This is a genomic window from Leisingera sp. M658 (genome assembly GCF_025144145.1).
Classification (GTDB): domain Bacteria; phylum Pseudomonadota; class Alphaproteobacteria; order Rhodobacterales; family Rhodobacteraceae; genus Leisingera.
Window position 1 is genome coordinate 3919431 of the sequence record NZ_CP083546.1, and the last position, 23932, is coordinate 3943362.

The window sequence follows — 23932 nt, forward strand, 5'->3', positions numbered from 1 at the left end:
CGCGCTGTTCGTGTTAATGTATTGCCGGAGTTCGCAGGGATGCCCCTTGCCGACAAATTAGCGGAAGAAAGACGGGCCCGGCTGGCCGCCGAGCGGCTGCTTGAGCTGAAGCAGGCGGAGCTATCTGCTGCCAACCGCAAGCTGGGCCGCCATGCGCTGGCATTGACCAAGCAGATCGGCCAGACCCAGGCCGAAGTGGCCACCGTGCGCGATGAAAACGCCAAGGTGAAATCCGACCTCGATACAGCGCATGAAAAGGTTGAGACTGCAGAGCGGCGGCTGTGGCATTCGATCCAGGCGTTTCAGGACGGATTTGCCTTTTTTGATTCTGATGGCAGTCTGATCGGGGCGAACACCGCCTACCTCAATATCTTCGACGGGCTGGAAGAGGTCTCGCCCGGTATCTCCTATGTGCGGATCCTGCAGCTTCTGACCGACGAAGGGCTGATCAATACCGGCGAGCTGGGCACCGATGCCTGGCGCGAAATGATGAGTGAGCGCTGGCTTTCCCCTTCGCCCGATCCGGTGGTGATTCAGCTGTGGGATGAGCGGTATTTGCGGCTGATCGATCAGCGCGGCCACGGCGGCGATGTGGTGACGCTGGCGCTCGATATCACTTCGACCGTGCAGTATGAAAAGGACCTGCGCGGCGCCCGCGCCCGCGCCGAAGCGGCAAACCGGGCAAAATCCGCCTTCCTTGCCAATATGAGCCATGAGATCCGCACCCCGATGAACGGGGTGGTGGGCATGGCAGAGCTGCTGAGCGATACCGAGCTGGACGAGGAACAGCGGCTTTATGCCAACACCATCAAAAACTCGGGCGAAGCGCTGCTGGTCATCATCAATGACGTGCTCGACTATTCCAAGATCGAAGCCGACAAGCTGGAGCTGCATCCAGAACCCTTTGACCTGGAACGCAGCCTGCACGAGGTGGTGATGCTGCTGCAGCCCACCGCGCGGGACAAGGGGCTGACGCTGCTGGTGGATTACGACCTGTTCCTGCCAACCCGCTTTACCGGCGATCCAGGCCGGATCCGGCAGGTGCTGACCAATCTGGCCGGCAATGCGGTGAAGTTCACCAAGGAGGGCCATGTGACCCTGCGGGTGACCGGTGTTTCGTCGCCTGATGACAAGCAATGCGCGGTGCATATTTCGATCGAGGACACCGGTATCGGCATCCCGGAAGAGAAGATTGAGCATATTTTCGGCGAATTCAACCAGGTCGAAGATGAGCGCAACCGCAAGTTTGAAGGCACCGGGCTGGGGCTGGCGATCTCCAAGCGGCTGATCGAATTGATGGGCGGCGAGATCTGGGTCGACAGCGAAGAAGGCAAAGGCTCCTGTTTCGGCTTCCGTTTGCCGCTGCCCCTTGAAGGATCCGCTGAGCGGGCCTTGCCGAAGCTGCCAAGCGCGCTGCGCCATGTGCTGCTGGCGGATGATGCGCCGCTTAACCGCGAGATCCTGCAAAAGCATCTGCTGATGCTGGGCATTCAGGTTACCACGGCCGAAACCGCGCCTGGCGCGCTTGCTGCGATGCACGGCAATATTGATCTGGTCATCAGCGGCCACAACCTGCCCGGGCTGGATGGCGTGCAGCTGGCAAGGGATCTGAAATCCGGATCCTGGCGCGGGGTGCCGGTGCTAATGCTGAATTCCGGCCCGCATGGTGCCAATGATCCGGAAATCCGCCAGCTGGCGGACGGGGTGCTGCAAACCCCGGCGCCGCGGGACGATCTTTTCAACCAGCTGGCCAAGCTGGGCGCCGGTGCTGCCGGGCCCGGCTGCGAGGCTCCGCTGCAGGACCCGCTGACGGCAGACAGGGCGATGGCACCGCAAGCAGGTCTTGAGGCACAGCAGACCGGACCATCCGCCGGCCCGCCGCCGGACCCGGAAATCCGCCGGATGCGGGTGCTGGCAGCAGAGGACAACAAGACCAATCAGCTGGTGTTCAGCAAAATGGTGAAAGAGTTGAACATAGAGCTCAAGTTTGCCGGCAACGGGCTGGAGGCGGTCGAAGCCTACCAGGCGTTCCGCCCGGATCTGATTTTCATGGATATATCGATGCCAATGATGGACGGCAAGGAAGCCACCGCCAGGATCCGCAGTATCGAGGCGGACACCGGCGGCCATATCCCGATTGTGGCCTTGACCGCACATGCGATGGCAGGCGATTCAGATGGTATCCTTGCGGCCGGCCTGGACCACTACCTGACCAAGCCGTTGCGCAAGGCGCTGATCCACGAAAAGATCCGCGCCTGTGCGCCTGACGGGACACAGGCCTTGGATCAGGACGGCCCGCCGGCCCCGGCTGCCGCCCAAGCACTCTGAGCTGACAGGTCTCCCCCGCCGCCGCCACGCCATGGCGGTCAATCTTTGAACCAAACTGTTCTCAGGGTGCGCCAGGGCTTCTGCTCTTGGCCCAGTGCTGAGCTGTGTCCCTGTTGCCGGGTGCCGCCAGGATCCGGCTTTTCCGGGTCTTCTCCCATCCGTTTGCAGCGTACGCCTTTTCCATCACCCTGCCGGTGTTTAACAACGGCGAAACTCTCCCGCGCCCGCAGGCGCACCGGCTGCGCCGGCACCGCCCTTGTGCGGCCTTGGGCGTGGCAGCGCGCAGAGCGCGCTGCCACGCCCAACCGTGAAGGTGCATTCTTTGAATGTGCCGGAGCGGGCGGGAGCCTTTCTCCTGCCTCAGGCGCTGCGCAAAAAAACAGGTTTGCCGGGGTCCGACATTGCCGGCTGAAACACGTAGCCGCCAGCATCAAATTCTTTGAGGCTCTCCGCATCTGTCAGCCGGTTCTGGATAATGAACCGCGCCATCGCGCCGCGGGCGCGCTTGGCGTAGAAACTCACCACCTTGGGGGTGCCGTTCTTGTCTTCCATGAACACCGGAGTGACGATACGCGGTTTCAGCGCTGCTAAATCCACTGCTCCGAAATACTCCTGGCTGGCACAATTGACCAGCACGCTGTCATTTACCGCATCCGCCTGCGCATTCAGTGCCGCGGAAATCCGGCTGCCCCAGAATTCATAGAGGTTTTTCCCGCGCGCATTTTTCAGACGCGATCCCATTTCCAGCCGGTAGGGCTGCATCGCGTCCAAGGGACGCAGCACACCATAAAGACCTGACAGGATGCGGAAATGCTCCTGCGCCCAGGCCATTTCATCAGCATCAAGCGAGGACGCCTCCAGGCCCTGGTAGGTATCGCCGGCGAAGGCCAGCGCCGCCGGGCGGGTGGCCGCGGTTGCCGGATCCGCAGTAAACTCTTGAAACCGTGCGTGATTCAGCTTGGCCAGATCTTCGCTGATATGCATCAGCTTCATCAGATCCGCCACGGATTGTCCGCGGGCCACCTCTGCCAGCTCTACCGCGTCGTCATGCAGCGCGGGCCAGGTCATGTCCTGATCCCGCTCCGCCCAGTCCAGCTTCTTGGCCGGAGAGGTCACTACCAGCATATCTGCCCCTTTGAATTCTTGGCCCGGCTGCCAGGCCCGGGTTCCTTGGCGCGACCCTAGCCCGCGCCGCGCAGGACGTCCAGAAACGCCGCTGCGAAACGTTCGGCGCGGCGCTCTCCTAACAGTCTTGTGATCCCCGCCTCATCACCGGCGCGCAACTGCGCCACTTTCGCAAGCAGCGACGCGGAACAGCTGAGCGGTTTCATGGTGCCGCAGTCCCCGCGGGCAAGCTGTGCCTGCACTTCCAGCAGCGAGTCGTAAACCGAACCGGACCCGCTCCCGGCCAGCCTGCGCCTTGCGGGATGCAGCTGCTCAGCGGCGCCGGTGATCACGCTCAGGAAATCATCGCCATAGCGCTCCAGCTTCTTGGCGCCGACGCCGTTCACACGCGCCATCTGGTCCAGCGTTTCCGGGCGGGTCTCGGCCATCTCGATCAGGGTGCGGTCGGGAAAGATCACATAGGCCGGCACTTTCTGCGCCTCGGCCAGGGCGCGGCGTTTGGCCTTCAGCGCCGACAGCAGCGGCGCGTCTTCTTCCGAAACCAGTGCCTTCACTGCGGGGCGGCGTTCAGCCGCTTTGATGGTGTCGCGGCGCAGTTCGATCGACTGCTCGCCGCGCAGGATCGGCAGGGCGGATTCCGTGAAGCGGAGCGCGCCGTGGCGTTCCGGATCGGGGCGCAGCAGGTCGTGGCCCATCATCTGCCGGAACACCGCCTGCCACTGGCGCTTGCCGAATTCCTTGCCGCAGCCATAGACCGACAGCTGATCATGGCGCTTGGCCCGGATCCGCTCGTTGGCAGCGCCCAATAGGATGTCGATCAGATGGCCCGAACCGAACCATTCCTCGGTCCTGAGCACCGCTGACAGCGCCTTCCTGACCACAGTGGTGCCGTCGAACACATCGGCGGGCGTGTCGCAGAGGTCGCAATTGCCGCAGGGGTTTGACTCCTCGCCGAAATAGGCCAGCAGCTTCTGGCGGCGGCAGCGCAGCGCCTCGGCCAGACCAAGCAACGCATTCAGCCGGGCATGGTCCGCGGCGCGGCGTTCCGGCGGGGCCAACCCCTCGTCCACCTGGGTACGGCGCAGGCGGATGTCGTCGGGGCCGAACAGGGTCAGGGTTTCGGCAGGCGCCCCGTCGCGGCCCGCGCGGCCGATTTCCTGATAATAGGCCTCGATGCTTTTGGGCAGGTCAGCGTGGGCAACCCAGCGGATGTCCGGCTTGTCGATCCCCATGCCAAAGGCCACGGTAGCAACCACGATCAAGCCGTCCTCGCGGGCAAAGCGGGTCTCAACAATGCGGCGGTCCTCGGCGTCCATGCCGCCATGGTAGAAACAGGCGGAGTGGCCACCTTCGCGCAGGGCTGCAGACAGTGCTTCGGTCTTGGCGCGGGTGCCGCAATAGACGATGCCGGACTGGCCCTTACGGGCGGCGGCAAATTCCAGAATCTGGCGGCGCGGGCTGTCCTTAGCACCAAAGGCCAGGTGAATATTGGGCCGGTCAAAGCCGCGCAGGAAGCTGCGGGGAGCCTCGCCGTCAAACAGTTTCTGGACAATCTCTTCCTGGGTTTCCTGATCCGCGGTGGCCGTAAAGGCGGCTAGCGGCACATCCAGGGCGCGGCGCAATTCGCCGATGCGCAAATAGTCGGGGCGGAAGTCATGGCCCCATTGGCTGACGCAGTGCGCCTCATCCACCGCAATCATGCTGACGCCGATCCGGCGCAGCATCCCCATCGCGGCCCCTGAGGCGAGCCGTTCCGGCGCCATATAGAGGAGTTTCAGGCGGCCGGCCTCGATCGCCTCCCACACCGCTTCGGTTTCTTCCTCGGTGTTGCCGGAGGTGAGCGCGCCGGCGGTCACACCCGCCTCTTGCAGCGCACGGACCTGATCCCGCATCAGCGCAATCAGCGGCGAGATCACCACAGTGACTCCGTCGCGCAGCAGCGCAGGCAGTTGGAAGCATAGGGATTTGCCGCCGCCGGTGGGCATGATTGCCAGCACGTTTTCACCCGCGGTCACGGCGTCGACGATTTCCTCCTGGCCGGGTCGGAAGGCGTCAAAGCCGAAGATCTCACGGAGGATCGGGGACGCGCCTGTCTGGGCTGGCGCGGCTAACTCTGCCGGGGATGCCGGGGCTGTCATGGGGGCGATGGGCCTCAATGTGGTGGTCTGCTCTTGTTGGCAGGCACAATCCCACAGGAGGTATCAGCCGGCAAGGGCTGCCGCGCAAAAGCCCGGCGAAAGCCGCCGGGCCGCAGATGTTCAGATCAGTAAAAGGCCGAGACGTTGTTCACCAGAATGATGCGCAGTGCATAGACGCCAATCAGTACAGCCAGCGGCGCCAGGTCGATGCCGCCCATGTTCGGCATAATCCGGCGCACCGGAGCATAGAGCGGCTCAAGAATCCGGTTCAGCATGTACCAGATCTGGGCCACCAGCTGCTGGTGCAGGTTCAGCACCTGGAAGTTGATCAGCCAGCTCATGATCACATGGGCAATGATGAAGAACCAGACAATGTCCAGGATCAGCATCAGGATTTGGAACAGCGAGACCATCTGTAATTCCCTTTTTCGAACAGCCACACAGGTAAGCAGACGCGGCGAAATGCGCAAGGCTTCCGCGAGGTTGCGGTTGACGCGCTGTAAACGGGTGGCATCACGGGCACAAGCGAAACAGGAGGCCTTGCATATGTACCCGATATTCCGCCTGATCAAGGATACCGTTCTGGCCAGCCGGATGCCGCGGCTGGCGATCACCGGGCTGCATGTCTCGCACCACATCTGCTGGCCCTGGGACCTGGATATGTGGATGGAGCTGAACAACGGCCGCACCATGACACTGTATGACCTGGGCCGCACCATGCTGGCGCAGCGGGCGGGGCTGATCGGTGCGCTGAAGAAAAACCGCTGGGGGCTGACGGTGGCAGGGTCTTCGGTGCGCTATCGCCGCCGCATCCGCGGCTTTGAGAAATTCGAGATGCGCAGCCGCGCGGCGGGCTGGGATGACAAGTTCATCTATGTCGAACAGTCCATGTGGAAGAAAAACGGCGACTGCGCCAGCCATGTGATGCTGCGCACCGCAGTCACGGACCGCAAGGGCATCGTACCGCCCGCCAAGGTGCTGGCGGCATTGGGGCAGGACGCTGAAAACTCACCCGAATTGCCCGGCTGGATCAAGGATTGGTGCCAAGCGGATGGCGGCCGGCCCTGGCCGCCGATGCAGGACGGGCTTGCCTAGGCCCCTGCCCGCCTGCCATACCTGAAGGCAACGATAAAAAGAGGCCGGGCATGCAGCAGGTATCCACGCGCAAGCGGATCTGGGGATGGTGGTTCTTTGACTGGGCCAGCCAGCCGTATCAGACGCTGCTGGTGACGTTTATTTTCAGCCCGTTCTTTGCCGCTGTGGCCGCGGATTACTTTATGACCCAGGGGTTGGCGGGCGAGGCTGCCAAGGCGCAGGCGCAGACTGTCTGGTCGCTGTGCCTGACCGTGACCGGTCTGATCATCGCCTTTGGCGCGCCGTTTCTGGGTGCGCTGGCCGATATCACCGGGCGCCGCCTGCCCTGGATCATGTTGTTTTCACTGATGTATCTGATCGGTGCCTGGGGGCTGTGGTACATGGACCCTGCGGGAAGCAACCTGTGGTGGATGCTGGTCAGCTTTGGTTTTGGCTTCATCGGCGCCGAATTTGCGCTGATCTTTGTCAATGCGCAGCTGCCGACGCTTGCCAGCCGCGAGGACGTTGGGGCGGTCTCTGGCTCCGGCTTTGCATTCGGCTATCTTGGCGGGGTGATTGCGCTGTTCATCATGCTTTTGCTGTTTGTCGAGCAAAGCTCGGGCAAGACGCTGATCGGCCTTAGCCCGGCGCTGGGATTGGATGCCGAGGCCAAGGAAGGCACCCGCGCCGTCGGCCCTTTTACCGCCGTCTGGTTTGCTGTTTTCATGATCCCCTATTTCCTGTGGGTGCAGGACCGCGGCGCCACCGGGCGCAAGGCCAGCCTTGGCAAAGCCTGGCAAATGGTGGTCAAGCTGGTTGTCAGCCTGCGCCACCGGCTGAGCCTGGCAACCTATCTTGGCTCGTCGATGTTTTACCGCGACGCGCTGAACGGGCTATACGGTTTTGGCGGTGTCTACGCCAAGCTGGTGCTGGGCTGGGAGATCACCCAGATCGGCATTTTCGGCATTGTCGCCGCCTTTGCCGCCACTGTCTTTAGCTGGCTGGGCGGCAAGGCGGACCGGCGGCTGGGCCCGAAGCCGGTGATCATCACCTCAATCCTGGTGCTGGCCTTTGTCTGCCTGATCATCGTCAATATGTCGCGAAGCCAGATTTTCGGCATAACGCTGGCAGAAGACTCTACCCTGCCTGACACGGTGTTTTTCGGCTGCGGCATGCTGATCGGTGGCTTTGGCGGTATCTTGCAAGCCGCCAGCCGCAGCCTGATGGTACGCCACACCAGCCCTGCGGACGCGACCGAAAGTTTTGGCCTTTATGGCCTGTCGGGACGCGCCACGGCCTTTCTGGCGCCGGCGCTGATCGGCCTGGCCACCACGGTAACCGGCAGCGCCCGGCTGGGGATCACCCCCGTGATTGGGCTGTTTCTGATCGGATTGGTACTGTTGTTCTGGGTTCAAGGAGAAGGAGATCAGGTTTGAAACTGTTTCTTGCCATATGTTTAGCGGTTGCGGGCTTATGCAGCCCGGCAAGTGCGCAAACCCCGGCCAAGGCCCTGTTCGGAGCCAAGCCAAGCGCCTCGCAGCAGCGCCCCGCGCCGTTCGGCTCCTACGCCAAGGGCTGCGTTGCCGGCGCCGCCCAACTGCCCGAAACCGGCCCGACCTGGCAGGCGATGCGCCTTAGCCGCAACCGCAACTGGGGGCACCCGGCGGCAATTGATTTTGTCCAGGACCTGAGCCGCGTGGCCGCCAAACAGCGCGGCTGGAAGGGGCTGTATATCGGCGACATCAGCCAGCCGCGCGGCGGGCCGATGCTGTCGGGCCACCGCAGCCATCAGATCGGTCTCGATATCGACATCTGGATGCGGCCGCCGGACCGGCTGAACCTCAGCCGCGGTGCGCGGGAAAACATCTCCTCAATCTCGATGCGCCGGGCCAAGGGCGCCTATGTAAACTCCAGCTGGACCCGTGCCCATCATGAAATCCTGAAAGCCGCAGCGCAGGATAAACGGGTGGCGCGGATCTTTGTCTTTCCCGGCGCCAAGGTGCAGATGTGCAAGGACGCAAAGGGCGACCGCCGCTGGCTGCGCAAGATCCGGCCCTGGTGGGGGCATCACTATCACTTCCACGTGCGGCTGGCCTGTCCGCGCGGCGCGCGCGGCTGCGTTGATCAGGCGGCCCCGCCCAAGGGCGACGGCTGCGCCGATGCCCAGCGCTGGGTCAATGACATCCTGAACCCGCCGCCGCCGAAACCGGTTGACCCCAACGCGCCAAAGCCTAAACCGAGACGCGATTACACCCTTTCGGACCTGCCCAAGCAATGCGCCGCCGTTCTGCAATCAAACTGATCCTGGCCTTCACTGCTGCTGCCGGCCTGGCAGCAGCGGCCTATGCGGCAAACCGCCCCGCTGCTGCGGCAGCAGGCAAGGCGCAGCACCTCAGCAGCTATACTTGGAAACTGAACCAACGCTGGTTCGGCGGGTTCTCGGCGCTCAAGCTCAGTGACGGCGGCAAGTCCATGACCGTGCTCAGCGACCGCGCGACATTGGTGACAACCCGGATCCAGCGCAGCCAGGGTCTGATTTCCGGCATCACGGCCCGGCGCGCGCATGAACTGCGGGCCTCTACCGGCAAAACGCTCCGGGGCTTTGCCGGCGACAGCGAAGGGCTGGCGGTGGCGGCGGACGGCAGCCGCTATATCTCCTTTGAAGGTGCCGCACGGGTGGCGCGGTACCATAGCCCCGAAGGCCGCGCCACGGTGCTGCCGCGCCCCAAGGCCTTTCGCGGCCTGCCGCCTAACAAATCGCTGGAAACCCTGGCCATTGATGCCCGCGGGCGGCTGTATACCTTGCCCGAACGCGCCTTGGACAAACACGGGCAGATCCCGGTCTGGCGCTGGAACGGCCGCCGCTGGTCGCGCCCCTTCAGCCTGCCGCCCGAGGGTGGTTTTCTGCCGGTGGATGCCGATTTCGGCCCTGATGGGCGGTTCTATCTCCTGGAGCGCGACTTTACCCTGTTTGGTTTCCGCAGCCGGTTGCGCCGCTGGGACATCACCGCCGCAGGGCCCGCGAACGAGGCGATCCTGCTGCAGACCCGCGCCCGCACCCATGACAATCTGGAAGGGCTGTCAGTTTGGGCGGATGGAACCGGGCGCCTGCGCGCCACGATGGTGTCGGACGACAATTTCCTGCCCTTTCAACGCACCGAAATAGTAGAATACGCGCTGCCCCGCTGACCACCAGTCCCCGCGCCGCGCCAGCGGCGCCGGGCCCAACCGGGCGGCGCATTTCCTGAAATGCGCCCGAACGGGCGGGAGCCGCTGCCCTGCAGGATGCTTGCAGCAGCAGGACGTCCGGTTTAAAGGGCCAGTCTTCTGCCGTGGCAGTCATGATGCCCGCGGCCTTGAAAAATGGATCCGGCCCATGACCCGCTCACATATTCCCGGCATCGCTGCCATGGCCGCCGTCGTTGTGGCGTCCAACATCCTGGTGCAATTCCTGTTCGGCCAATGGCTGACCTGGGGCGCCTTCACCTATCCCATCGCTTTCCTGGTCACTGATGTGATGAACCGGATCTATGGCACCGCAGCTGCCCGCAAGGTGGTGCTGGCCGGTTTCCTTGCCGGGGTCATCTGCTCGCTGATCGGCACTCAAATCATGCTGCAGGGCGACGGCTTCACCTATCCGGCCGTGACGCTGCGGATTGCACTTGGCTCCGGCCTTGCCTTCCTCACCGCCCAGCTGTTGGACGTTGCTGTCTTTTCCGCCCTGCGGACAGGCAAATGGTGGCGCGCACCGCTGGCGTCCACGCTGGCCGGCTCTTCGGTGGACACAGCAATCTTCTTCACCATCGCCTTCTCAGGCGCGCTTGCCTGGCTCGAGCCGGGCAACGATGTCGCCTGGGCCGCAGAGGTGCTGCCGCTGCTGGGCATCGGCCCTATGGCCCCCCTGTGGGTCTCGCTTGCCACGGCCGATTGGCTGGTGAAACTGACGCTTGCTTTGGCCGCCCTTGTGCCCTTCCGCATCATCGTGCGTAAACTGACCGCAAAGACCACATGATTTTGTTTTGACATTAACCGAATCTATGGCAGGCTGGAATCACACGAAACATTCAGAAAGGAGGTGCCCATTGTCTAGAGAAGCTATGGAGAGCAGTGCCGGAACAGTTCAGAAGGTGTGCGGCCGAGGCAGCCCTTGGCGCGTATAGACCCCTGAATTGGTGCTGACCTAACCGGTGCACCTCCTATCATCTCGAAGGGCTGTTCCCGCGTGTGGGAACAGCCCTTTTCGATTACTGACTGAGCCATGATCCACGTTAACGCGCAAATCACCCTGCAGGATTGGGAACTCACCGAGAGCTTTGTCCGCGCCTCGGGCCCCGGCGGGCAGAATGTGAACAAAGTGGCCACCGCGGTGGAACTGCGGTTCGAGGCCGAACGCTCGCCTGCGCTGACGCCCGCGGTCAAAAACCGGCTGAGACGGCTGGCCGGGCGCCGCTGGACCAAGGAAGGCGCGATCATCCTGCAATGCGACGAGACCCGGTCGCAGCAGCGCAACCGCGAAATCGTGCGCGAGCGGCTGGCCGAGCTGGTGCGCAAGGCGCTGGTGGCGCCCAAGCGGCGCATTGCCACCAAACCCACCCGCGGCTCGGTCAAGCGGCGGCTTGAGGCCAAGAAACAGCGCGGCGGATTGAAGGCGACGCGCGGTAAAATCGACCCGGATTGATCCGGCGGATTGCACCCGCCGCCCGCTCCGCCCATGCTGCTGGCAAAACAGCAGGGAGGATCAGAATATGCGGCTGGACGGGAAAACCGCCATCGTGACCGGCGGCGCCTCGGGCTTTGGCGCCGGGATTGCGCGCAAGTTCCTGGCTGAGGGCGCCCGGGTGATGATTGCAGACATCAATGGTGCTGCGGCAGCGGAAATGGCCGCAGAGCTGGGCAGCAACGCCACCGCGTGGACGGTGGATGTCTCCGACGGCGCCTCGGTCAATGCCATGGCAGAGGCCGCTTTGGAGGCCTTTGGTCAGTTGGACATCCTGGTCAACAATGCCGGCGTCACCCATCTGCCTGCGCCGCTGGAGGATGTCACCGAGAACGACTTCGACCGGGTGCTAGGCATCAACGTCAAATCCGTCTACCTGACAGCCCGCGCCCTGGTGCCGCATATGAAGGCGCGCCAGACCGGCGCGATCCTGAATGTCGCCTCCACCGCCGGTGTCTCGCCGCGCCCCAGCCTCAACTGGTACAATGCCTCCAAGGGCTGGATGATCACCGCCACCAAGACCATGGCGGTTGAGCTGGCGCCCCATGGCGTGCGGGTAAATGCGATCAACCCGGTGGCCGGAGAAACGCCGCTGCTGAAAACCTTCATGGGCGAAGACACACCGGAAATGCGCGCCAAGTTTCTGTCCACCATCCCGATTGGCCGGTTTTCCACTCCCGAGGACATGGGCAACGCAGCCTGTTACTTGTGTTCGGACGAGGCTAGCATGGTGACCGGAGTGGCGATGGAAGTGGACGGGGGACGCTGCATATGAAGACTGTGAACTTGGCCGGAAAACTCAGCCAATTCTCCACCCATTGGGACCCGCATGTGGTGGCGGATTACAATGGCAACGACGTGATGGTGGTGAAGTTTCAGGGGGAATTTCCGTTCCACCATCATCCGGATACCGATGATTTCTTCCTGGTTCTGGAAGGTGAAATGGTGATGGATATCGAAGGCCAGCAGCCGCAGACCGTCCGCGCAGGTGAGCTGTTCGTGGTGCCCAAAGGCATCAGTCACCGCCCCCGTGCCGAACGGGAATGCAAGGTGCTGCTGATCGAACCCAAGGGCGAACCGAATTCAGGCGATCCGGCGACGGCAGCGCCCAAGCCGCGGATCTGACGCCGCGCTTTCATCTTTTCCGGGCTCCGCCCGTTCGGCCTTGAAACCCTCCCCCGGAGGGTTTCAATGACAGGCCTCCCCCCCGCCGGAGGCAGCGCGCCCCAGCGCGCTTCATGCAAGAAGGACTTCTCACCATGCTCCCCGGCCCTCGAAATCTGATCACCGATGTCCCCGGCATCCTGGTTGGCAACGCGCAGGATGCGGCGCTGAAATCCGGTACCACAGTTCTAACGGCTGACAAGCCCTTCACCGCATCGTTGCATGTGATGGGCGGCGCACCGGGAACACGGGAAACCGACCTGCTGGCGCCGGACAAATCGGTGGCAAAGATCGACGCGCTGGTGCTGTCCGGCGGCTCTGCCTTTGGTCTTGATGCCTGTTCCGGCGTGATGGATGCGCTGCACAGTCAGGGCCGCGGTTTTCCGGTTGGCCCGGCGCGGGTGCCGTTGGTGCCGGGCGCGATCCTGTTTGATCTGCTGAACGGCGGCGGCAAGGCATGGGATGAAAATCCCTACCGCGCCCTGGGCCGGGCGGCGTTTGAAGCCGCGGCAGATACCTTTGACCTTGGTACTTTTGGTGCGGGCACCGGCGCGCTGACCGCGATGGTCAAGGGCGGGCTGGGGTCGGCCTCGCTGGTGCTGGACAGCGGCGTGACCGTCGGTGCGCTGGTGGCCGCCAACCCGCTGGGCGCCGTCACCACGCCGGGTGAGCGGCATTTCTGGGCGGCGCCATTTGAAATCGGGGATGAATTCGGCGGTTTGGGCCCGGATCCCTCCGCCGGCCTGGGCCGCAGTCCGGAAAGCCGCAAACTGGCCGCCATGCAGAAGCTGGGCGGCACCCCGATGCCGCAAGAGCGCGCCAATACCACCATCGCCATCGTCGCCACGGATGCCGCACTCAGCAAGGCGCAGTGCCAGCGCCTGGCTACTGCCGCCCATGACGGCATCGGACGCGCAATTATCCCTGCCCATGCCCCCGGCGACGGCGATCTGGTCTTTGCCGCAAGCACCGGCGCCCTGGAAAACCCGGATGCGAACCTTGGGCCGGTCTGCCATGCCGCAGCGCTGTGCCTTAGCCGTGCCATTGCCCGTGCTGTCTCACACGCCCGGCCAGAACCCGGCGATCTGCTGCCCTGCTGGGCGGCGCCATAAAGGTCCGCAACTTCCTGCCATGACTTTGATGCGCGTCAAACTGCCGGTTGACACCGCCGGCTATTGGATCATGAGTCACACCTGCCAACTCAAAACCGGAGCAAGCAATATGAAACCTCTCGTTACAGCCGCCATTTTCGGCCTCCTCGCCGCCCCTGCCTTTGCCGAAGGCGACCCGGCCAAGGGGGAGAAGGGGTTTAACAAATGCAAATCCTGCCACATGGTTGTCTCGGACGACGGCGATGTGATCGTGAAGGGCGGCAAGACCGGTCCGAACCTGTGGGGCCTGGCAGGCCGCACTGCCGGCAGCACCGAAGACTTCAAATACAGCAAGGACTTGATTGCGGCGGGCGAAGCCGGACTGGTCTGGGACGAAGCGAAATTCGTCGGCTACACCACCGATCCCAAGAAATTCCTGCAGGCCGAAACCGGCAACGCCAAAGCCAAGTCAAAAATGTCCTTCCGCCTGAAGAAGGGCGGCGAGGATATCTTTGCTTTCCTGGCCAGCCACGGCCCGGCGCCGGCTGAAGAACCCGCCGCGGAAGAAAACGCAGAAGCCGCTTCCGAGTAAGGCCGAATTTTCCGGCAGCACGGCCACAAAGCCGCGGCATTTTCGCCGCGGCTTTTCGCGTAATTGCTTTCGTAACCCGCAGAGGTTAGCGGTAGGAGCCAGGCCATCGCAGTTGCGGCAGGCCGCGCCAGAAAAAACCGTCACGGACACAGCATGAGCCACATGATCCCCGCCTGGGTGAACGGCGATTTGACACCTGTTGACAAGCTCGCCGCGCATGAGCGCGGGCTGAAACACAAGGCGGTCTCCGTTTTTGTGGTGAAAGGCGTGGAAATCCTGATGCAGCGCCGGGCGATGGGGAAATACCACACCCCCGGCCTCTGGGCGAACACCTGCTGCACCCATCCGATGTGGGACGAGCAGCCCTCGGCCTGTGCCGTGCGGCGGATGCAGGAGGAGCTGGGCCTGACCGGCCTCTACCCTGAGTTCCGCCATCACCTGGAATACCGCGCCGATGTCGGCAATGGCCTGGTCGAGCATGAAGCCGTGGATGTGTTCCTGGCCCATGCCCACCGCCCCTTGAACATCACCCCAAACCCGGACGAAGTGATGGAGACCCGCTGGGTCGATTACCATGACCTTCTGGCCGAAGTCAGCCGCCACCCGGAACGGTTCACGCCCTGGCTGAAAATCTATCTGCACAATTATGCCGATGTGATCTTTGGCCCCGACCTGATCATCGGTCGCCGGCGCTGACCTTTTACCCTTTCTGCCAGCTTGCTCCCCGTCGCGCGCCGTGGTTATCTGCCCGCGCAATTAGGGAGTATGCTTATCATGTCCATCCTCATCACGGGCGGCGGCATTGCAGGGCTGACGCTGGGGCTGACGCTGCATCAGATCGGGGTTCCGTTTCAGATTTATGAGGCAGTCAGCGGCCTGAAACCGCTGGGTGTTGGCATCAACCTGCAGCCCAACGCGGTGCGGGAGCTGTTCGATTTGGGGCTGGAGGCGGAACTGGACGCAATTGGTGTCCGGACCCGGCAGCTGGGATTTTACAGCAAGCTCGGCAAAACGATCTGGGAGGAGCCGCGTGGTACCCGCGCCGGCTATGCCTGGCCGCAGTATTCGGTGCACCGTGGCGCGCTGCAGATGATGCTCTACCGCACGCTGGTGGAGCGCGCGGGGACGGGCTGCTTTAAGACCGGCACACGGGCGGCAGGGATTGACAATGCGGCGGAGGGTGCTGCGCTGCTGCTGGCGGACGGGCGGCGGGTCGAGGGATCGCTGGTTGTCGCAGCAGACGGCATCCATTCCGCCCTGCGCGCACAGATGGCGCCGGATGAGGGCGCGCCAATCTGGAACGGCCGTATCCTGTGGCGGGCCACCGCCCGCGCGCCTGCCTTCAAGGGCGGCGCGGCGATGGCGATGATCGGCAATGATCATCTGCGGCTGGTGGCCTACCCGATCTCGGCGCCTGATGCCAAGGACCGCGTCACCATGAACTGGATCGCCGAGAAGAGATTTGATCCCTCCACCCACTGGCGCCGGGAAGACTGGAACCGGCCCGCGGATATCACTGAGTTCCTGCCAGATTTCGCAGGCTGGCGGTTTGATTGGATTGACGTGCCCGCCCTGATCCGCGGTGCCGGGACGGTCTATGAATACCCAATGGTGGACCGCAACCCGCTGGAGCGCTGGACGATCGGCAACGTGACTCTGATGGGTGACGCTGCCCATCCGACCTATCCGGTAGGATCGAATGGCGCCAGCCAGGCCATTGTGGACGCGCGGGTGATCGGCGCGCAACTGCTGGAGCACGGGGTCACATCCGCCGCGCTTGAGGCCTACGAGGCAGAAGTGCGCCCAGTAACGACGGCAGTGGGTCTCGCCAACCGCGCAGGCGGCGGGCCGGACGGGGTTCTGCAGCGGGTCGAGGACCTCTGCGGCGGCGACTTCGCAGACATTGGCAAAGTGATCCCGCAGGCGGAACTGGCCGCCCATGCCGCCAAATACAAGATGATTGCGGGCTTCTCCATCGAGGAGCTGAACGCCCGCCCGCCAACCATCCCGGCAGGCGCCCGCATCAGCTGAGGCACGCCGCGGCCAGCCGCGGGTCAAGGGCGGCACAGCCGCCGTGCCGCAGGCACGGTTTTGCCAGGGCTCCGCCCGTTCGCAAGCGAAACGCTCCCCCGGAGCGTTTCCGGGCAGCTTGCTCACCCTTGAGGGGCGTTGTTGCAAAACTCCCTCTTGAGGCCTGACTACCCCTTTCCCCTCTGAACTTAGGCGACGCGGACGATCTCGGCGGTGCCGAGTGCATTGAAGCGATTGATGAGGGCGATGCGGATGTGGATTTCAGCGGTTTGGCTACCAGGGTCTCTTGCGGCGATGCGTTCGCCGAATGCCTTCAAGCAGCGCATCTTTGCCTCGACCCGGCTCCGGGCGTGGTATCCTGTCCAGCGTTTCCAGAAGGCCCGGCCGTAGTGCCGGGTGGCGCGCAAGGTTTCGTTTCTGACCTGTGCCGCCGGGCAGTTTTCTTTCCACGGCTGGCCATTCTTGCGGATAGGGATAATCGGGACGGCCCACGCTTGATGATGGCGGAGTGGCAACGGCGCGTGTCATAGGCCCCGTCTGCAGTCACGCTGCCGATCTCTTCGTCCTTCGGACTCTGGTCGCGCAGTTCCGGCAGGACCGGGCTGTCCACTGCCCGGCAGTGGTTTGCGCAGCATAACCACGAGAGGGGCCGTCGCGGCTGGGGGTGAATTCCCTCTCGTCAGATTTGCTTTGCAAATCGCCTGCCGGACAAGGGACAGCACGGATGTCAGACGTGGCAGCATCCATCGCAAGATGCACCTTGCGCCCCTCTCATTGATTGCTCTGCAATCAACTGCCGGGCAGCGATTGGCGTCGCCCCTGAACGCCGTGCTTGCGGGCCTGCCACTCACCATCGCCAAGGAACTTGATCCCGGTGCTGTCCGTTGCCCGGCAGGGCATTGCATAGCAATGTCCCGAGAGGGGACGCAGGTTCAACGGACCATCGGCGCGGCGATACGGGATCTGGACGGCCAGCGTTCTATGGGCTTACGCGGCCCCACTGGGGCCACGGTCCCATCTCACTCTGCCGGCGGCACAGTGTAGAGAAATCGGGAACGGGCCAGTCCACAGGTGCAAAAGGCTGGCGACCATCCCGGCGGTCTGCCGGAGTGGCAACTTGAACAGAACCTTGATCGACAGGCAGAACTGGATCGCCGAGTTCGAGAAGACTGGTGGACGCCCCGGTCGCCCTTCATGCGGCGCGAGCCAGGTCATCTCTTTGTCCAACCGGATCAGAAGCGACCCGCGCTTCCTGAGCGCATCGTTGTAGCTGGACCAATTCGTCGTGCGGTAGCGGGCAGGTGCGGGCTTGCTCATCTAACCCGTCTAACCGCATGGATTCGTGATGTGAATCCTTAGCGGTCAGAGTTCTGCAACAATGCCCCCTTGAGGCGCGGATGGCCGCAATCACCCTGGAATGGGCGCGTTTAAGGGCAATTCTGACCTTAAACCGCTTCTCAGCAAAGGGAAGGCGCCGCGCAAAGCGCGGCGCTACGCCCAACTGTGAGGCACATTCGCAGAATGTGGCGGAACAGGCGGGAGCGCCCTGCCCTGCCTTGCCCGCCTAACGTCAAACCCCGATCACCGCCTGAACCGCGCGCTGCCAGCGCGCATAAGCCGCCTGCCGCACCGCGGGCTGCATCAGCGGTGAAAACTGGCGGTCGAGCTTCCAGGTATCGGCGAACCCCGTCTGATCCGGGTAGATCCCCGCCCGCATCCCCGCCAGCCAGGCGGCGCCAAGTGCTGTGGTTTCCTGCATCACCGGGCGGTCGACGGCGGCGCCCAGGATGTCCGACAGGCTCTGCATCGTCCAGTCGCTGGCGCTCATGCCGCCATCGACGCGCAGGGTCACGGTGTGGTGTCTGTCGTCCTCCCAGTCGGCGCGCATCGCCTCATAGAGATCGCGGGTCTGATAGGCGACGCTTTGCAGCGCGGCGCGGGCAAATTCCGCCGGGCCGGAGTTGCGGCTGAGGCCGAACATGCCGCCGCGGCACTCCGGCTCCCAATAAGGCGCGCCAAGGCCGGTGAAGGCGGGCACCAGGATCACGTCCTGTCCCGGATCGGCCCGCAGCGCCAGCTCGCCCGACTGCGACGCTTCCTCGATGATCCCCAGCCCGTCGCGCAGCCATTGCACCGCCGCGCCGGCGATGAAGATCGAGCCTTCCAGCGCATAGGTCGGCTTGCCGTCCAGCTGATAGGCGATGGTGGTCAGCATCCGGTTCTTTGACACCACCGGCTCATCCCCGGTGTTCAAGAGCGCAAAGCAGCCCGTCCCGTAGGTGGATTTCATCATTCCCGGCTGGAAGCAGGCCTGGCCGATGGTGGCCGCCTGCTGGTCGCCCGCCACCCCCAGGATCGGGACCGGGCCGCCCAGGATTTCCGGATCGGTGGTGCCGAAATCTGCCGCGCTGTCCTTGACCTCCGGCAGCATCTGCTGCGGCACATCCAGCAGATCGCTGATGGTGCGGCTCCAGCGGCCCTTGCGGATGTCATACATCAGCGTCCGCGCGGCGTTGGTGGCGTCGGTGACGTGGGAGGCACCGCCAGTCAGCCGCCAGATCAGGAAGGTATCCACCGTGCCGAACAGCAGATCGCCCGCCGCCGCCCGCTCGCGCGCGCCGGGCACCATGTCGAGAATCCACTTCACCTTGGTGCCGGAGAAATAGGGATCGAGCAGCAGCCCGGTGCGGTCAGAGACCATCTCAGCCTGGCCATCCTGGCGCAGCTGCTCGCAAATAGATGCGGTGCGGCGGTCCTGCCAGACAATGGCGTTGTGAATGGCATTGCCGCTGGATTTGTCCCAGACCACGGTGGTTTCGCGTTGGTTGGTGATGCCAATGCCCGCAATATCCGCGGCAGACACATCCAGCTCCGCCATCACCTTGCGGCAGACCGTGACGGTGGTCTCCCAGATCTCTTCCGGGTCATGCTCCACCCAGCCCGCCTGCGGGTAGTGCTGGGTGAACTCCTGCTGTGCGGTGCCCGCGACCTGCATTCCCGCATCAAACAGGATTGCCCGGGTCGACGTGGTGCCCTGATCAATTGCCAGAATATAGGTCATCGGCTGCCCTCCAGTCTCCTCTGACCGGGGAGCATAAACGCAAAAGTGTTACCGCTGCCAGCCCCTACTAAAGATTTAGTTGAGGAACTTCGATATTATCGATCAGCCGGACGCCATCCATCCAGGCGGCGGCCAGCAGACGGGCAGGAAGTGTGGGGCTATCCAGCGCCTCTAGCGTTTCGGCACATCGCAGGTCGAAGTATTCCACGTCGCCGAATCCCGCCTCCGCCAGTGTCTGGCGCGCAGCAGTCTCCAGCGGCGCCCAAGGTTCGCCCGCTGAAGCTTTGGCAGCCGCCTCCCGCATCGCGGCATTCAGCGCTGCCGCCTTGGCAAGCCTGTCCTTTGGCAGCAGCAGATTACGTGAGGACATGGCGAGGCCCGACGCCTCGCGCACGGTCTCGCAGCCGATGACCTCGATCGGGATATCCAGATCGCGGGCCATCCGGGTGACAACCATCAGCTGCTGGTAATCCTTCTGGCCGAAAAACGCCTTATCCGCGCTGGTTTGCAGAAACAGCTTGGCCACAACCGTTGCTACCCCGTCGAAATGGCCGGGACGGAAGGGGCCTTCCATCACGTCCGTAATGCTGCCGGCAACAGAAACATTGGTGGCGTAACCCTGCGGATAGATCTGGTCCGGATCCGGGACATAGATCAGATCCACCCCCAGATGTGCGAGCTTTTGCGCGTCGTCAGCTTCAGTCCGGGGGTAATTCTCCAGGTCTTCCGGCTTGTTGAACTGCTTGGGGTTCACGAAGATGGTCACGATCACCCGGTCGCAGGACTGTTTGGCCGCTGCGGCCAGTGACAGATGGCCCGCGTGCAGCGCGCCCATGGTCGGCACCAGGCCGATGGTTTCGTCGGCACGGCGCCATGCGGTTGTCTTGGCGCGCAGATCAGACAAGCGGCGCAGGATCGGTGCGGTCATGTCGGCAGTCATCCTTTGGAGGGCGCCTGATCGGCAAACACATGCTCAGCCGCCGGGAAGGAGCGGGCACGGACCTCGGCGGCGTATTCGGCAATACCAGCCTCGGCCAGCGGGCCAAGGTCGGCGTAGCGTTTCACGAATTTCGGTTTGAAGGCGGTGAAAAAGCCCAGCATGTCATCAACCACCAGGATCTGCCCGTCGCAGCCGGCACTGGCACCGATACCGATGGTGGGAATCGCCACCTCGGCGGTGATTGTGTCGGCCAGTTTCTGCGGTACCTTTTCCAGCACCACCGAAAACGCGCCGGCCTCGGCCACCGCGCGGGCATCGGCCAGCACGGCGTCGGCTTGCGTATCACGGCCCTGCACCTTGTAGCCGCCCAGAGTATTGATCGACTGCGGCGTAAGACCAATGTGCGCCATCACCGGAATGCCGCGCTTGACCAGAAAGCGGATGGTTTCGGCCATCCCGACGCCGCCCTCCAGCTTGACCGCGGCGCAGCCGGTCTCGGCCATCAGCCAGGCGGCATTGCGAAATGCCTGTTGCGGGCTTTCCTCATAAGACCCGAAGGGCATGTCGATCACCAGCATCGCCTGTTCCAGACCACGCGCCACCGCCTGGCCGTGCAGGATCATCATCTCCATCGTCACGCCCAGGGTGGAGGTCAGCCCGTGCAGCACCATGCCAACGCTGTCGCCGACCAGCACAAAATCGCAATGGGCGTCCATCAACCGCGCCATCGGCGTGGTATAGGCTGTCAGGCTGACCAAAGGGGTGCCGCCTTTGCGGGCCCGGATGTCTTCGGCGTTGGGCGCCTGTTTCTTGGCTGTTGCGCTCATGGCTTCCTGTCCGCAGTTCGAATAGCGCCCGGATTACCAATTAACGCCGCGTGCTTCCAGTGCGCGAAATGCCGCCCGGTCTTGATTACGCTTGGGAAACAAGGAAACTCGTTTCCAATAGGCGCCCAAACAGGCCCGAATTTTGCACACAGGGAGTTTTCCGATGGCCTTCAGATCCTACGTTTTCGCCGCCAGTTCCGCGCTGGCCTTGATGGCGGGCGCCGCCTGGGCCAAGGACAGCGTCACCATCGGCCTGCAGCTGGAACCACCGCATCTGGACCCGACAAGCGCCGCCGCACAGGCCATCGATTCGGTGGTTTACAGCAACATTTTCGAAGGGCTGACCCGGTTCATGGGCGATGGATCTGTGGTGCCGGGGTTGGCGGAAAGCTGGGAAATTTCCGGGGACGGCACCGTTTACACCTTCAAGCTGCGCGAAGGCGTCATCTTTCACGACGGCAGCACGATGGATGCGGAGGACGTGAAGTTCTCGCTCGACCGCGCCCGCGCCGAAGACAGCACCAACGCACAGAAAGCGCTGTTTGAGGGGATCGTGTCGGTAGATGCGGTGAACCCGCAAACCGTCAAAGTCACTCTGGACGCGCCGAACGGCAGTTTCCTGTTCAATCTGGCCTGGGGCGATGCGGTGATTGTGGCACCGGAGAGCATCGAGGATATCAAGACCAGCCCGGTCGGCACCGGCGCCTATACCTTTCAGGAATGGGTGCAGGGCGACCGGATCAGCCTGGCGCGCAATCCGGAGTATTGGGGCGAACAGCCCGCGCTGGCCTCGGCCACCTTTAAATTCATCTCCGATCCCACCGCCGCCTTTGCCGCGATGATGGCCGAGGATATCGACGCCTTTGACAACTTCCCGGCGCCGGAGAACCTGCCGCAATTCGAGGCTGATTCGCGGTTCCAGGTGCTGGTGGGATCGACCGAGGGCGAGACAATCCTGTCCACCAATAACAAACAGCCGCCGTTCGACGACGCGCGCGTGCGCCAGGCTGTGGCCTATGCCATCGACCGGCAGTCCATCATCGACGGCGCGATGTTCGGCTATGGCACCCCCATCGGCACCCATTTTGCACCGCATAACCCGGCCTACAAGGATCTGACCGGCGCGTCTTCCTTTGATCCTGAGAGGGCCAAGGCGCTGCTGGCAGAGGCTGGTCTGCCTGACGGGTTTGAGACCACATTGCACCTGCCGCCGCCCTCTTATGCCCGCCGCGGCGGTGAAATTGTTGCGGCGCAGCTGGCCCAGGTGGGGATCAAGGCGGAGATCATCAACGTGGAATGGGCGCAGTGGCTGGAATCTGTCTTTCGCGGCAAAAGCTTTGGCCTGTCGATCATCAGCCATACCGAGCCGATGGACATCGGCATCTATGCACGGCCCGAGTACTACTTCCAGTATGACAGCAAGCCATTCCAGGAGCTTATGGCGACGCTGAACGCCACCACCGATCCGGACGCCCGCACCGCGCTGCTGCAACAGGCGCAGGAGATTATCGCGGCGGATTACGTCAACGGTTACCTGTTCCAGCTGGCCAAGCTGGGGGTGGCCAAGGCCGGATTGCAGGGGCTGTGGGAGAACGCGCCCACCGCCGCCATCGACCTCAGCGCACTCAGCTGGGCTGACTAGTCCAGGCTTGCAACCGATCGCCCGGCCGGCAGGCCGGGCAGCGCCCGAACCGCCCCTACGGGGCGGGCGATGCCCTTACCGCATTACAGCCCCCGTCTAGCCCGCAAGTAAGCCACCCCCTCCCGGATCACCTGCCGGACCTCCCCGCCCCGCGGTTGGTCGCGCAGCGTGGTGAACCAATGCTCCGGCGGGTTTCGGCCCAGACGGTTGCCGTTGAACTCCAGCCCGCGCAGCACATCTTCGCCCCCCGCGGGCAGCCTCTCGGGCACCTCATACCCGTTCAGCGTGGCCCAGACCCCGGTCCAGAGCCGCCCGACCGACCATGGATTATAGCCGCCGCCGCCCAGCACCAGCAATCGCGGCGCCATCCCCATCAACGCCCGCACCACCGCCCAATGCGCATTGTTCGACAGATCCAGATGCGGCAGCGGATCCTCTGTCACAGCATCCGCCCCGCATTGCAGCACGATGGCATCCGGCGCAAAACCTTCCACCGCGGACAGAATCAGCACGTCTCGGATATGGGCCATCTCATCATCGTTGAAGCCGCGCGGCACTGGCAGGTTCAGGGCCGAGCCGCCCGCATCCTCCGTCAGCGCGCCGGTCTTGGGCCAGAGGTTCTCCTCATGCACCGAGATCATCAGCGCGTCCCTGTCGCCGGTAAAGCCATGCTCTACTCCGTCGGAATGATGCGCGTCGATGTCCACATAGGCGATCCGCCGGGCGCCGTGATGGCGCAGTGACAGCATCGCCAGCACTGGATCGTTCAGATAGCAAAAGCCGTTGGCGCGGTCCGGCATCCCGTGGTGGGTGCCGCCCGCCGGGTTGTAGACGATGCCGCCCCCTGCCAGCAGCTCCCCCGCCAGGATCGACCCGCCCGCGGCAGTGGCCGGGCGGCGGAACATCTCCGGAAACACCGGGTTGGAAATGCTGCCCAAATGGTGCCGCACCCGAACGTCTTCGCTTACAGACTGCGCCGCCTCTGCCGCTTGCAGCGCCGCGACGTATTCGGGCGTGTGCCAAGCGGTCAGCGCTGCCGGTTTCGCCCGGGGCGAATTCACATAGGCCTGATCCGGCAGCCAGCCCAGCACCCGAGACAGATCCATCACAGTTGAGACCCTTGGCACCCGCAGCGGATGCGTGCCGCCATAAGACGATCCGCGATAGATTTCCGATCCAATGAACAGGGGGCGCGTCAGCAT

Annotated in this window: 21 protein-coding genes and 1 pseudogene; 14 read left to right on the forward strand and 8 right to left on the reverse strand. The window is 63.6% G+C overall.

Translation table 11 applies throughout. The features are described 5' to 3' along the window. Positions 1-39 precede the first annotated feature (39 nt). Complete coding sequence (locus K3724_RS19125; protein WP_259988257.1) at positions 40-2328, forward strand: ATP-binding protein; 2289 nt, start codon at positions 40-42, stop codon at positions 2326-2328. Between the two features lie 360 nt (positions 2329-2688). On the opposite strand, the gene yaaA is transcribed toward K3724_RS19125, so the two are convergent. The 3 genes from yaaA to K3724_RS19140 form a co-directional block, all read right to left on the reverse strand. Then, complete coding sequence (yaaA, locus tag K3724_RS19130) at positions 2689-3453, reverse strand: peroxide stress protein YaaA (protein WP_259988259.1); 765 nt, start codon at positions 3451-3453, stop codon at positions 2689-2691. A gap of 56 nt (positions 3454-3509) precedes the next feature. Continuing rightward, positions 3510-5591, reverse strand: a complete 2082-nt coding sequence (recQ, locus tag K3724_RS19135) for a DNA helicase RecQ (RefSeq protein WP_259988260.1) — start codon at positions 5589-5591, stop codon at positions 3510-3512. A gap of 125 nt (positions 5592-5716) precedes the next feature. Continuing rightward, a complete protein-coding gene (locus K3724_RS19140; protein ID WP_259988262.1) occupies positions 5717-6004 on the reverse strand; it encodes a YggT family protein in 288 nt (95 codons plus the stop codon). Positions 6005-6137: 133 nt separating this feature from the next. On the opposite strand from K3724_RS19140, the gene K3724_RS19145 reads away from it, so the two are divergent. The 12 genes from K3724_RS19145 to K3724_RS19200 all read left to right on the forward strand — a co-directional run bounded on the left by K3724_RS19145 (position 6138) and on the right by K3724_RS19200 (position 16260). Further along, positions 6138-6686 carry an acyl-CoA thioesterase gene (locus K3724_RS19145; RefSeq protein ID WP_259988264.1) on the forward strand — a complete coding sequence of 183 codons (549 nt, stop codon included), beginning with the start codon at positions 6138-6140 and terminating at the stop codon, positions 6684-6686. 50 nt (positions 6687-6736) lie between these two features. Beyond that, on the forward strand, positions 6737-8101 hold the full coding sequence (locus K3724_RS19150; protein ID WP_259988266.1) for an MFS transporter: 1365 nt from the start codon (positions 6737-6739) through the stop codon (positions 8099-8101). Continuing rightward, entirely contained in the window at positions 8098-8967 is an 870-nt protein-coding gene (gene mepA / locus K3724_RS19155; protein ID WP_259988268.1) for a penicillin-insensitive murein endopeptidase, read from the forward strand. The genes K3724_RS19150 and mepA overlap by 4 nt, the downstream gene beginning before the upstream one ends. Next, complete coding sequence (locus K3724_RS19160) at positions 8940-9854, forward strand: esterase-like activity of phytase family protein (protein ID WP_259988270.1); 915 nt, start codon at positions 8940-8942, stop codon at positions 9852-9854. The genes mepA and K3724_RS19160 overlap by 28 nt, the downstream gene beginning before the upstream one ends. Positions 9855-10041: 187 nt before the next feature. After that, positions 10042-10677, forward strand: coding sequence for a queuosine precursor transporter (locus tag K3724_RS19165; protein WP_259988272.1), 636 nt, complete (start codon positions 10042-10044; stop codon positions 10675-10677). A gap of 246 nt (positions 10678-10923) precedes the next feature. Beyond that, entirely contained in the window at positions 10924-11343 is a 420-nt protein-coding gene (gene arfB / locus K3724_RS19170) for an alternative ribosome rescue aminoacyl-tRNA hydrolase ArfB (protein ID WP_259988274.1), read from the forward strand. Between the two features lie 67 nt (positions 11344-11410). Further along, positions 11411-12157 carry an SDR family oxidoreductase gene (locus K3724_RS19175; protein WP_259988276.1) on the forward strand — a complete coding sequence of 249 codons (747 nt, stop codon included), beginning with the start codon at positions 11411-11413 and terminating at the stop codon, positions 12155-12157. Continuing rightward, on the forward strand, positions 12154-12507 hold the full coding sequence (locus K3724_RS19180) for a cupin domain-containing protein (RefSeq protein ID WP_259988278.1): 354 nt from the start codon (positions 12154-12156) through the stop codon (positions 12505-12507). Before K3724_RS19175 ends, K3724_RS19180 begins: the two co-directional genes overlap by 4 nt. Positions 12508-12641: 134 nt before the next feature. After that, positions 12642-13658, forward strand: coding sequence for a P1 family peptidase (locus K3724_RS19185; protein ID WP_259992690.1), 1017 nt, complete (start codon positions 12642-12644; stop codon positions 13656-13658). A gap of 109 nt (positions 13659-13767) precedes the next feature. Continuing rightward, positions 13768-14229: a cytochrome c family protein gene (locus tag K3724_RS19190; protein ID WP_259988280.1), complete on the forward strand. Its 462-nt coding sequence runs from the start codon at positions 13768-13770 to the stop codon at positions 14227-14229. A gap of 153 nt (positions 14230-14382) precedes the next feature. Beyond that, positions 14383-14925 carry an isopentenyl-diphosphate Delta-isomerase gene (gene idi / locus K3724_RS19195; RefSeq protein WP_259988282.1) on the forward strand — a complete coding sequence of 181 codons (543 nt, stop codon included), beginning with the start codon at positions 14383-14385 and terminating at the stop codon, positions 14923-14925. Between the two features lie 78 nt (positions 14926-15003). Further along, entirely contained in the window at positions 15004-16260 is a 1257-nt protein-coding gene (locus K3724_RS19200; RefSeq protein WP_259988284.1) for a flavin-dependent oxidoreductase, read from the forward strand. A gap of 188 nt (positions 16261-16448) precedes the next feature. Here K3724_RS19200 and K3724_RS19205 read toward each other — a convergent pair. The 4 genes and pseudogenes from K3724_RS19205 to panB all read right to left on the reverse strand — a co-directional run bounded on the left by K3724_RS19205 (position 16449) and on the right by panB (position 21088). Further along, positions 16449-17577 (reverse strand): annotated as a pseudogene (locus tag K3724_RS19205) (IS5 family transposase). Positions 17578-17830: 253 nt separating this feature from the next. Beyond that, positions 17831-19321, reverse strand: a complete 1491-nt coding sequence (glpK, locus tag K3724_RS19210) for a glycerol kinase GlpK (RefSeq protein ID WP_259988285.1) — start codon at positions 19319-19321, stop codon at positions 17831-17833. A gap of 67 nt (positions 19322-19388) precedes the next feature. Further along, complete coding sequence (gene panC, locus K3724_RS19215; RefSeq protein WP_259988287.1) at positions 19389-20249, reverse strand: pantoate--beta-alanine ligase; 861 nt, start codon at positions 20247-20249, stop codon at positions 19389-19391. Positions 20250-20257: 8 nt separating this feature from the next. Then, positions 20258-21088 (reverse strand): 3-methyl-2-oxobutanoate hydroxymethyltransferase, encoded by an 831-nt coding sequence (gene panB, locus K3724_RS19220; protein WP_259988289.1) that lies wholly within the window; start codon positions 21086-21088, stop codon positions 20258-20260. Positions 21089-21251: 163 nt separating this feature from the next. On the opposite strand from panB, the gene K3724_RS19225 reads away from it, so the two are divergent. Beyond that, on the forward strand, positions 21252-22730 hold the full coding sequence (locus K3724_RS19225) for an ABC transporter substrate-binding protein (RefSeq protein WP_259988291.1): 1479 nt from the start codon (positions 21252-21254) through the stop codon (positions 22728-22730). Positions 22731-22813: 83 nt separating this feature from the next. Here the strand turns inward: K3724_RS19225 and K3724_RS19230 are convergent, their stop codons facing one another. Beyond that, the gene (locus tag K3724_RS19230) at positions 22814-23932 is read right to left on the reverse strand and encodes an acetoin utilization protein AcuC (RefSeq protein ID WP_259988293.1); all 1119 of its coding nucleotides are present in this window, start codon (positions 23930-23932) and stop codon (positions 22814-22816) included.

Coding starts and splice junctions, on each gene's coding strand:
- K3724_RS19125 (WP_259988257.1), top strand. CDS start 40: ATGCCCCTTGCCGACAAATTAGCGGAAGAAAGACGGGCCCGGCTGGCC.
- yaaA (WP_259988259.1), bottom strand. CDS start 3,453: ATGCTGGTAGTGACCTCTCCGGCCAAGAAGCTGGACTGGGCGGAGCGG.
- recQ (WP_259988260.1), bottom strand. CDS start 5,591: ATGACAGCCCCGGCATCCCCGGCAGAGTTAGCCGCGCCAGCCCAGACA.
- K3724_RS19140 (WP_259988262.1), bottom strand. CDS start 6,004: ATGGTCTCGCTGTTCCAAATCCTGATGCTGATCCTGGACATTGTCTGG.
- K3724_RS19145 (WP_259988264.1), top strand. CDS start 6,138: ATGTACCCGATATTCCGCCTGATCAAGGATACCGTTCTGGCCAGCCGG.
- K3724_RS19150 (WP_259988266.1), top strand. CDS start 6,737: ATGCAGCAGGTATCCACGCGCAAGCGGATCTGGGGATGGTGGTTCTTT.
- K3724_RS19160 (WP_259988270.1), top strand. CDS start 8,940: ATGCGCCGCCGTTCTGCAATCAAACTGATCCTGGCCTTCACTGCTGCT.
- K3724_RS19165 (WP_259988272.1), top strand. CDS start 10,042: ATGACCCGCTCACATATTCCCGGCATCGCTGCCATGGCCGCCGTCGTT.
- arfB (WP_259988274.1), top strand. CDS start 10,924: ATGATCCACGTTAACGCGCAAATCACCCTGCAGGATTGGGAACTCACC.
- K3724_RS19175 (WP_259988276.1), top strand. CDS start 11,411: ATGCGGCTGGACGGGAAAACCGCCATCGTGACCGGCGGCGCCTCGGGC.
- K3724_RS19180 (WP_259988278.1), top strand. CDS start 12,154: ATGAAGACTGTGAACTTGGCCGGAAAACTCAGCCAATTCTCCACCCAT.
- K3724_RS19185 (WP_259992690.1), top strand. CDS start 12,642: ATGCTCCCCGGCCCTCGAAATCTGATCACCGATGTCCCCGGCATCCTG.
- K3724_RS19190 (WP_259988280.1), top strand. CDS start 13,768: ATGAAACCTCTCGTTACAGCCGCCATTTTCGGCCTCCTCGCCGCCCCT.
- idi (WP_259988282.1), top strand. CDS start 14,383: ATGAGCCACATGATCCCCGCCTGGGTGAACGGCGATTTGACACCTGTT.
- K3724_RS19200 (WP_259988284.1), top strand. CDS start 15,004: ATGTCCATCCTCATCACGGGCGGCGGCATTGCAGGGCTGACGCTGGGG.
- glpK (WP_259988285.1), bottom strand. CDS start 19,321: ATGACCTATATTCTGGCAATTGATCAGGGCACCACGTCGACCCGGGCA.
- panC (WP_259988287.1), bottom strand. CDS start 20,249: ATGACCGCACCGATCCTGCGCCGCTTGTCTGATCTGCGCGCCAAGACA.
- panB (WP_259988289.1), bottom strand. CDS start 21,088: ATGAGCGCAACAGCCAAGAAACAGGCGCCCAACGCCGAAGACATCCGG.
- K3724_RS19225 (WP_259988291.1), top strand. CDS start 21,252: ATGGCCTTCAGATCCTACGTTTTCGCCGCCAGTTCCGCGCTGGCCTTG.
- K3724_RS19230 (WP_259988293.1), bottom strand. CDS start 23,932: ATGCTGACGCGCCCCCTGTTCATTGGATCGGAAATCTATCGCGGATCG.